General features: G+C 38.9%; 8 protein-coding genes. 3 read left to right on the plus strand and 5 right to left on the minus strand.

Going from position 1 to position 8,939, the window contains the following annotated elements; genetic code table 11:
• Positions 1–219: 219 nt before the first annotated feature.
• Positions 220–1,182, plus strand: coding sequence for a glycosyltransferase family 2 protein (locus ACWIZX_RS15170; RefSeq protein WP_448336386.1), 963 nt, complete (start codon positions 220–222; stop codon positions 1,180–1,182).
• Positions 1,183–1,184: 2 nt separating this feature from the next.
• Here the strand turns inward: ACWIZX_RS15170 and ACWIZX_RS15175 are convergent, their stop codons facing one another.
• Positions 1,185–2,102, minus strand: a complete 918-nt coding sequence (locus tag ACWIZX_RS15175; protein ID WP_448336387.1) for a hypothetical protein — start codon at positions 2,100–2,102, stop codon at positions 1,185–1,187.
• The gene (locus tag ACWIZX_RS15180; RefSeq protein ID WP_448336388.1) at positions 2,103–2,876 is read right to left on the minus strand and encodes a class I SAM-dependent methyltransferase; all 774 of its coding nucleotides are present in this window, start codon (positions 2,874–2,876) and stop codon (positions 2,103–2,105) included.
• A gap of 84 nt (positions 2,877–2,960) precedes the next feature.
• Here ACWIZX_RS15180 and ACWIZX_RS15185 point away from each other — a divergent pair, with 84 nt between their 5' ends.
• Together ACWIZX_RS15185 and ACWIZX_RS15190 are read left to right on the plus strand one after the other, a co-directional pair.
• Positions 2,961–4,427, plus strand: a complete 1,467-nt coding sequence (locus tag ACWIZX_RS15185; protein WP_448336389.1) for a hypothetical protein — start codon at positions 2,961–2,963, stop codon at positions 4,425–4,427.
• Between the two features lie 85 nt (positions 4,428–4,512).
• Positions 4,513–5,046 (plus strand): carboxypeptidase-like regulatory domain-containing protein, encoded by a 534-nt coding sequence (locus ACWIZX_RS15190; RefSeq protein WP_448336390.1) that lies wholly within the window; start codon positions 4,513–4,515, stop codon positions 5,044–5,046.
• A gap of 2 nt (positions 5,047–5,048) precedes the next feature.
• On the opposite strand, the gene ACWIZX_RS15195 is transcribed toward ACWIZX_RS15190, so the two are convergent.
• From ACWIZX_RS15195 to ACWIZX_RS15205, 3 genes are read right to left on the minus strand one after another with little or no spacing between them, the layout of a single operon-like run.
• Positions 5,049–6,287 carry a glycosyltransferase gene (locus ACWIZX_RS15195; protein WP_448336391.1) on the minus strand — a complete coding sequence of 413 codons (1,239 nt, stop codon included), beginning with the start codon at positions 6,285–6,287 and terminating at the stop codon, positions 5,049–5,051.
• Positions 6,203–6,976, minus strand: a complete 774-nt coding sequence (locus ACWIZX_RS15200) for a class I SAM-dependent methyltransferase (RefSeq protein WP_448336392.1) — start codon at positions 6,974–6,976, stop codon at positions 6,203–6,205. Before ACWIZX_RS15200 ends, ACWIZX_RS15195 begins: the two co-directional genes overlap by 85 nt.
• Positions 6,973–8,850, minus strand: coding sequence for a DUF6541 family protein (locus tag ACWIZX_RS15205; RefSeq protein ID WP_448336393.1), 1,878 nt, complete (start codon positions 8,848–8,850; stop codon positions 6,973–6,975). The genes ACWIZX_RS15200 and ACWIZX_RS15205 overlap by 4 nt, the downstream gene beginning before the upstream one ends.
• Between the last annotated feature and the right edge of the window lie 89 nt (positions 8,851–8,939).

The following is an 8,939-nucleotide window of genomic DNA, read 5'->3' on the forward strand; positions in this document are numbered from 1 at the left end:
GGGGACGGGAGAACCGGCAGTTCCAGGGTCGGAAGCGGTGCAGGCGTCGGCTCCGGGAGCACGCGGCAGGCGGTCAGGAGAAGCGAGAGGGAGAGAAGGATCATGAAGCGCTTGAGCATATTTCCCCACGGTGAGTGAATGGTGGTTTAATTATAGGGGATAATAGAACAAGGGATTATCCCAAATTGCAATGGATTTTGGTATACTAACCACACGTTCATGAAACTCATCATTCAAATTCCTTGTTATAACGAGGCCGAAACCCTGCCGCTGACGCTATCGCAGCTTCCTCAGCAGATTGCGGGTGTGGATGAAATTGAATATCTGATCGTAGATGATGGCAGCACGGACAACACAATAGAAGTAGCGCGGCAAGCCGGCGTTCATCATATTGTTCAGATAAAAAAGCATGCCGGGTTGGCAAATGCTTATCGCACTGGGCTGGATGCCTGTATTCGATTAGGGGCCGACCTGATTGTAAACACCGATGCCGATAATCAGTACCACGCTGAAGATATCCCGTTGTTAATCCAACCGATCCTCGAAGGTAAAGCCGAGCTGGTCATCGGAGATCGAGGAGTAGCCAATTTAGAAACATTTTCACCGCTTAAACGACAGCTACAAAAGTGGGGGAGCAAAGTTGTTTCAAAAGCTGCAGGATTAGAAATACCCGATGCCACCAGCGGCTTTCGTGCCATGACCCGTGAGGTCGCCTTGCGCACCAATGTACTCAGCAACTATTCCTACACCCTGGAAACGCTGATCCAGGCCGGCAGCCAGAATTTTGCAATCTTCAGTGTGCCGGTACGTACCAATCCACCCCAACGGCCTTCACGGCTGATGCGCAGCATCACAGAATACCTGACCCACTCCACGGTAACCATAGTCCGCGCCTACACAATGTACCGGCCGTTGAGGGTATTCACCATCATAGGCAGTATTTTAATTGGAATAGGGATGATCCCTGCGATACGGTTCGTCTACTTTTTCTTTATAGGTCAAGGTGAAGGTAAGATTCAATCCCTGTTACTCGGTGCCGTGTTGATCATTGTGGGCTTTCAGACGCTATTGATAGGGCTGGTAGCAGATTTGATTAGTTTTAACAGGAAGATAGAAGAAGAAATCCTCTACCGACTACGAAAAAAAGAAATATCATTCGAGAACTCGGCTCAACAAGATTAGATTTAACCATCTTTGATAAACATCCCCACTAATAACCAGATACCTTCTGAGAGAAGAGATACAAAACGAGATGATACCGCAACAATAAGTGCCGTTTCGCTAGAGATGCCCATAAATTGAACCAAAAGCAACCTGAATAAAACTTCACGAACTCCCATACCAGCAGGAACAAACAAAACCAAAAACCCCCCAAGCCACGCAGCACAAAAAACCAGGGTTGTCCTCCAGAGATTACCCACTGACCAAAGAGATAGAAGATCAGCCGACTCACTAAAAACAGCAATCAATCCCATTGTCATTAAACCCATAAGCGCCCAGTTAATAGAAAAAATCAGATTGCCTAACAACCATCTTGGCAATGGGAAATGATACTCTTGAGCCGAAAAAGAAAAATGTCCCGGAAGTTGCTTTCGGATAAATTCAAAGAGATACCACATTGCGAAGATCGAAAAGGACGCAGAGAAAAGATATAATCCAAAATTTACTTTTGATAAGTAGCCCGATAACAAGAATAACGCCGCAGAAAATGGAATTAACACCTCCAAAATAGAACTGAAAATGTTCATTTTATGATCAGTGTTAAAATTTGAAACCAGCCATTCGCCTCGACTCAAGTATCCCCATATTGAACCCGGGATATATCGGGGTAAAAATGTCCTTGGAAAATGTTTGAGAGTATCCCTGAGCGGTATAAAAATATTTAACCCCTCTAAGATTAGCTTCCAATTGACCATTTGAAGAAAATTGAATGCTAATCCAGAAAAGAGGATAAGTAAAAAGGGTAAGTATGAAAGAAATATTATTTTTGAGTCTATTAATTTTTCAACGCTTTGAAAGAGTTGCCAAATAAATAAACCAAGACCAATCCAAATACCTATTTGTTGAATTCGGCGACGAATTAGCGAGTTTTCTTTACACATTCAAGATTGCTTTTCCGCCCGTAAACGTAAAATTATTAGATGTCCAAACGCAGGTAGAAATTTACTCAAATAATTCTCAAGCGGAGAATAAGCTTTGTATATCAAATTCATCCACGATGCTGATAATCCTTTTTCCCTATAATGAAGGGGCGGTAAATACCAAACCCCCCTGATTTTCTCCACCTTGAAATAGGGGGATAGTTCACTTGTATATTTCTTTAAAGTTTTCCAATCATCATATATTTGTCCCGAAGAATGAATCGACTTCCTTAAGACTTTTTCTGCAATCCACCGAACCAAACCAAATAAAGAATGCCAATTAGGGGAACTCACAATTAAGATACCAGAAGGCTTAATAATCCGATAGATTTCTCTAACTGCACGATCAATATCTGGAATATGTTCAAGAACCTCAGAACATACAATAACATCAAAAGAATTGTTTGGTAAGGGGATATCAAGTGAGTTCCCTACAAATCTCAAAAAGTTGTGTTTTTTTAACCTGTTTACTGCATACCATGATAAGTCAAAAGCATAAACTCTTTGATCAAAGATGTTTGCGTCCTGACGAGCACCACATCCGATAATAAGGACTCGTTCCCCATATTCATTTATCAATTGTCGAATATAATTGACTCTCAATTGATCATAAATTTGATAAGCAGGATTTTCTTCCTGCTCTCTTTTGTACAATTCATCATAAAATTTTCTCAAATTTAAATCATCTAAAGGATTTATCTTTTTCATGTTGTCTAATATTATAACAATAGCCAAAGGCTAATCCAAAGGTGTTATTGCTTTTTTCTAAATTGTCGGTAGTATTGTTAATGTAAACATTCACACAAGGAGGATTTCTTAATGAATATCAACAAATTAAGAATTTGTATGCTATTGATACTGAGTATCATCTTGGGGATTACCGTGCCTGTCGACGCCAATTCACTTATGGCAGCGACTTCCAAAGTTCTCAGTACAAATTATACTCTAGTAAACATGAGCACCACAGATGATGCTTCCGTCACTGTAACCTACTTAAAAAGTGATGGGAGTGTGTGGCCAACTGAGGCAGGCAACCAAAGTTTTTCAATTCCGAAAAATTTTGGACAGAAAATTGTTGCCCAATATTTTGATAATACAATGTCAGCTGGCCAAGGATCAGCAGTGATTAGTTCAACTCAGCCATTAGGTGCTGTTGTCCAGATCCTTGCTAGGAATCAAACACCTTCATCAGGGGCTTACTCAGGTGTGACCTCACCAAGTTCTAGCTATTATGCGCCATTGGTCCAAAAGAACTTGAACACAGCAAGCGGTGTTTCAAACAGCATTCTAGTAATACAAAACGCTGAGGAAACAAATCAGCAGGTTACCATAAATTTTATTGCCTATCCAGGCATTGGTGGCATTTCCAATCACACAAAAACGGCTAATATTCCAGGCCGATCCTCGTTTTACTATGATGTTACTTCAGAAAACTTATTAGAGAACGGCTGGACTGGTTCAGCCGTTGTGAATGCAGAAAGCGGGAAAAAAATAGTTGTTGTCGTAAATACTTTTCTCGGTCCTGATACTTTAACTACATATAACGCATTTCCTATTGAAGCAGCAGGAAAGAATTGGGGAATTCCACTTTTTACTTCCAGGTTAGCAAACGGATTGAATACATCTGTTTCTATCCAGAATGTTAGCGGGTCTACGATACCCGCCAATGGTATTACTGTATCTTGTAAGGCAGGTACTGGTTTTTCACCATCTACATTCACCAAACAAAACACTGGCTCTATACCTAACAACTCGGCCTTTGCCGTAAATCCTGTTGTTGATAATAGCATACCCGGTAACTGGAGTGGCTCTTGTAGAGTATCTTCAACAGGAAATGTAGTGGTTATTGTGACATTAAGAAGCCCTGGTTTCAATTCCAACTCAGGAGCTTACGAGGCTTTCAATATTGATCAAAGTTCAAATAGCCGTGTTGTTATTCCGCTTATGTCTAAACGTCAAGCAAATGGATTTGCAACAGTAGCTACCATTCAGAATTTAGACACTAATAACGCTGCAAATGTAAAACTAACTTATACCCCGGGAAGTGGCTACACCGGCAGCCTCACACCGATTGTGTTAAATAAGACCATACCAGCGGGTGGAAATCTGATCCAAAATTTCCGGTTGGTATCTGACGTTCCTGAGGTGCCTGATGGTTGGTTTGGTACGCTTGTGGTTGAACCTGTTGGAACACCACGTCCAATTGTGGCTTTTGTACAACTCACAAATATCACTAATCCCCCTGGAGATACTCTCTTAACTCATAATGCCTTCACCTTGCCATAGACCCTCTTTTTGACTAAAATTAGCAGACCATCACGCGTGATGGTCTGCTAATTTTTAATTTTTCAATCAAAATTGGTAAAAAGAGATGAAAAAATATTTTCTAGTTCTTATTATGTTATTTTTCTTATCTCCATCTTGTAATATCAAAAACTCAACGTCTAATTCAGGTTATCCTATAGACGCTCACCAAACAGATATTGTGGAGGTTTACCCAAAAGATAATACAATAACATCTTCATTTGAATTACCAGATTTTCCTAATGACGCACCAGAGCCTTCTGAGAGTTTTGGTTCAATTAGTGGGACTTTATATTCATTTACGACGGGAATCACGCTAGCACAAACATATTTTTACTTAACTCCCGGTGATGGTCCGGATAAAAGAAATATGCCACCGTTGTTAGTTGGACCAAGGGAAGAAGATATTCAAGGAATAACCGACGAAAAAGGTCAGTTTTTTATTAAAAATATACCACCTGGAACCTATTTTCTTATCATAGAAGCACCTTATAGCTTCTCTCCCGCTGTAATTTCCGCCTCCAATTTTACCCCCCTGTTATTAGAAGTTAAAGCTAATGAAAAGTATCCGCTGGGGGTAGTTTATGTTTCATGGCCATAGACTTATCTGATTGTACATTGGTAATAGATATCTATTAATTTTCTTCCAATTTGATCCCAGCTAAATTTCTTTATAAATTCAAGACAGTAATCACTTTTTTCTTTCCATAGTTGCTCATCATTTAATGCTTCTAACAGGATTTTGCTCAATTCGTTTATATCTCCTGCTGTAAATAACCATCCATTCTTATTATCAATGATCTCGGGAATCCCACCAACTTTTGAACCAATACAAGGTGTTCCAACAGACATTGCTTCTAGCAAAACTACTCCTTGCCCTTCTTGATATGAAGGTAAAACAAGGATTCTGGATTTTCCCATCCATTCAATAGTTTCAGAATGCGGAAGAGCCCCCAAAAAATGGATCCTATTTTTTACATTACTTTTTTGTGCCGCTAATTTTAAACCTACTATTTCCTTACCTTCACCAATAAATACTAACTCTACTAAAGTGTTAATCTTCGAAATTCTCAAGAAGGCTTCAAATAAATCTTTCACTCCCTTTGATTCGACTATGGATCCAACAAACAGTATGATTGGCTCTCTTTTCGTAGTCTTAATGGGTGATAAATTGATGCCATTACTTATTATTTTCACACGATTTGGCTCTATTCCCAGATCAATAATTTTTTCAGCCAAAGCCTTTGACGGGGTAATAACAAATTTTGCTGTCATCAAAACAATCCTCGAAATAAACCTGAAGATTGGGTTTTGTAAGCCCTGAAACACATCACTCCCATGAACAGTAATTACAAAAGGTTTAGAATTTATAAATTGAGACAACATCACCACTGCCGCAGATAATGTCCAATGTGCATGGATGACATCCACTTCTTTCTTATTTTTCATTACTGCAATAAGATGTTTAATAACAAACGGAATAATTTCCAGCTTTGCAAATGGATAAGTTTTCCATGCGTAGGGAATGCCAGCACTATCCCTTCTAAGCACTTCCCACTTATCTGGCAAATAACGAGGACGAAAAACCTCAATTCCCTCTATTTCCTCATATTCTTTTACACCGGGACTGTGCATTGCAACAACCTTAATAGAACAACCTGCATTTCTAATTGCGTTTGCCATTTCATAGATAAAAGCGCCTCGACCATCATCTTTCCAGCGCGGAAAAGCAGTTGTTACAAATAGAACTTTTAGTTTTATCTTTTCTTTGCAAGAAATTGAACATGCCATGTTATGAACTCCCTCAAGAATGGTATTTTGGTGGTATTGATCGGCATCCATCTAGTTGATACATCAATAATTTTGATTGGTAAAGACTCAAGAATATTCTCTACTTTTGAAATAGATAATTTATAAAGCCCCCATGTTTGAAAAAAATCGTTTATAGATTTCGGATTTTCAATCACCCCCCTTTGTCTTAACCAAGCATTGAGATGCCTTTTTTTTCGCATCATGAATAAACGAACAGCTACCTTATCTCCAAACCAATGAAATGGCGAAAAATGATGTCCTCCAATTGGCGAATAAAAAGGTGGAAAACTTAAATACAAAAAGCCATCTTGCTTTATTACTCTTAAGATCTCCTGTAGTAGCAATTCTGGCGATTGAACATGTTCAATCAAACTTGAACAGACAACTACATCAAAGCAATCGTTTGGATAAGGCAATCTTAAAGCATTACCAATTACATGACATTTTGATGGTATAAAAACTAATGGTACATCTAAATCCAAGGTATAAACTTTCGCCCCTTCTTCGGAAAAGGAGGAGTCGTATCCACCAAGTCCACTACCTACATCTAGCAATATGGTATTGTTTATAAACACACCCTTATTTCTTAGGTACTCAACCAATAATTTACCTTGGTACTTTTCAAAATTAAAATACGCTTGTGGAGAACGACGCCTAATTCTAGCAATCTTGAGAAGATTGCACCAATCAATTATTGCCTTAAGATATTTGTTTTTCATCTTACTAACTTCCCAAAGTTTATCCGATAAACCCTGATTTGGTCTTTCTCATATAAAACCTCCAACTCATATTCTAAATTTAGATCTTTGGAATCAACCTTAATTTCTCCGCCTCCCCCATCATAAATGTATTCGATTCTTGCTCTCGACAACAACTGAAGTGCCTCTTCGGAAGTCAAGTCACCGTTAAGTTTATGAATCTTAACCACCTTCTCCAAGGGATTCGGGTGATCAAACCGTTCAATATTACTTGTCATTGGGTAAGTAACAACACACCGCTGAGCCAATACTGGCAACCACCCACCAGCATCGCTTCCTATAATAAAATTCGTGGAGAATTCAAACCGATAAGTACTAATCATAAAACAGGCATCCTCAGGGGTATTTTGCTTTATCCATTTTGCTGCTTCAATATCCTCTGGTTTGACATAGGCTGCAGCCGGTACATTTAATAACCCATTCATGTGAAATGCGCCCCATAAACAAGCCAATAAAAATATACTCGGAAGCAAAATCTTCTTAGTAATAGAATATTTTATTTTTTCAAGATTATTGATCCCCCATCCGATCATTATTGCAATAGGTATATATGAAGAAGAAATCACCGTTACAGGATCGATGGTAGTGTACTTAAGACCTCTCGTAATCCAAGAAGATACAAGCAATAGAATCAGCCAAAAGAAAATCCATAAACCCACTCGATCCCGTTTGAGAATCGTCCACGCTCCGAATAAGGCAAAGGCACCTATTAATATTTCGTTTGTAGGATACTCAAGCGCAGTTGTACCTAACCGTGATATTGAGAAAAAAGACTCGGCAGGTACTGAATATTGGGCTGGATACCCCACAAACTGGTTTAGATAGACCTGCAGAAACCACGGCCAGACGAAAAACACTACAAGGAATGAAATCAAGCCAATAAACAATAATCGAGCCCTCAGAGATTGAAAATTATGTTTTATTCTCCAAAAATTGAAAATTTCCCATATCATTACCGCAACAATCCCCATAATCGTGACCCGATAATGCGTCAATGACAGACCGCTGGCAAGAATTGATATGAGAAATATCTTCCATTTGCTTACGTCATTATCGTGCGCAGTTACATATTCAGCGATAAATACTGATAACAAAATCAAACCAAGAGTTTGAGGATATCTGCCCCATTCCAACATTGCGGTTGGAAACACTGCAATAAGGGAAGGAATAATGCCAGCAAAACTCATTGCGGCTTCACTTTGAAAAACCCTCCAAGAAAAATAAGCCGCAGCCAAACCGGACAAACTTATCAAAATTGGTGCAAGAACCAAAACAATTAACCTTGGTTCCCAACCACTTAGAAGCGATAAAACAGCTGCCAACGTATGAAACCCAAAGTGATAATTAAAAGTAATGATTTCGGGGTATGCAGGTGAATAATTATTGGGTAAGCCTTTATTCCAGATAATCAATTGAGTAATCAAAGTATGATGATTACTATCGCTCCCCAGACCAACTACCATATGACGCAGAGCAAACATATTAATAAACAGAGAACTGATCAGCGCGAGCACAAGGAAAACTTCCCATATATCAGGACCAACAAGTTCAATTTTTTGATTTTGTTTCTCTCTGATTACGCCAATCACCCAACCACTAATTGAAATAAGATAAACAAACCATGGGTAAAGAACATTTATCTTGAAAAAGCGAAGATAGGCTAAAAAAATTGACCAGAATGCTACCGATAGAACAAAAGCAAATATATAGAGCAAACTAATTCGAAACTTGGTATTAATTTTTAAGAAACTTAATATTCCAACACCTGGCCCAATAAATATTAAGCCCGAAAGGATCAATTGAAACCATTGACCAGCTTGCACGTCAATCAACATTTTACATTCCGGTTTGGTGGTATTATAAAAACGTTAGTTTGAAAGTATACCATAGTGAGGTTATTATAAAAATTTCCATGCTCCGCCCC

It is taken from the genome of Bellilinea sp. (assembly GCF_053501535.1).

What these genes read in the sequence shown, in the direction of transcription:
- ACWIZX_RS15200 (WP_448336392.1), bottom strand. Translation starts at nt 6,976, where the DNA reads ATGAAAAACAAATATCTTAAGGCAATAATTGATTGGTGCAATCTTCTC.
- ACWIZX_RS15205 (WP_448336393.1), bottom strand. Translation starts at nt 8,850, where the DNA reads ATGTTGATTGACGTGCAAGCTGGTCAATGGTTTCAATTGATCCTTTCG.
- ACWIZX_RS15190 (WP_448336390.1), top strand. Translation starts at nt 4,513, where the DNA reads ATGAAAAAATATTTTCTAGTTCTTATTATGTTATTTTTCTTATCTCCA.
- ACWIZX_RS15175 (WP_448336387.1), bottom strand. Translation starts at nt 2,102, where the DNA reads ATGTGTAAAGAAAACTCGCTAATTCGTCGCCGAATTCAACAAATAGGT.
- ACWIZX_RS15170 (WP_448336386.1), top strand. Translation starts at nt 220, where the DNA reads ATGAAACTCATCATTCAAATTCCTTGTTATAACGAGGCCGAAACCCTG.
- ACWIZX_RS15185 (WP_448336389.1), top strand. Translation starts at nt 2,961, where the DNA reads ATGAATATCAACAAATTAAGAATTTGTATGCTATTGATACTGAGTATC.
- ACWIZX_RS15195 (WP_448336391.1), bottom strand. Translation starts at nt 6,287, where the DNA reads ATGGATGCCGATCAATACCACCAAAATACCATTCTTGAGGGAGTTCAT.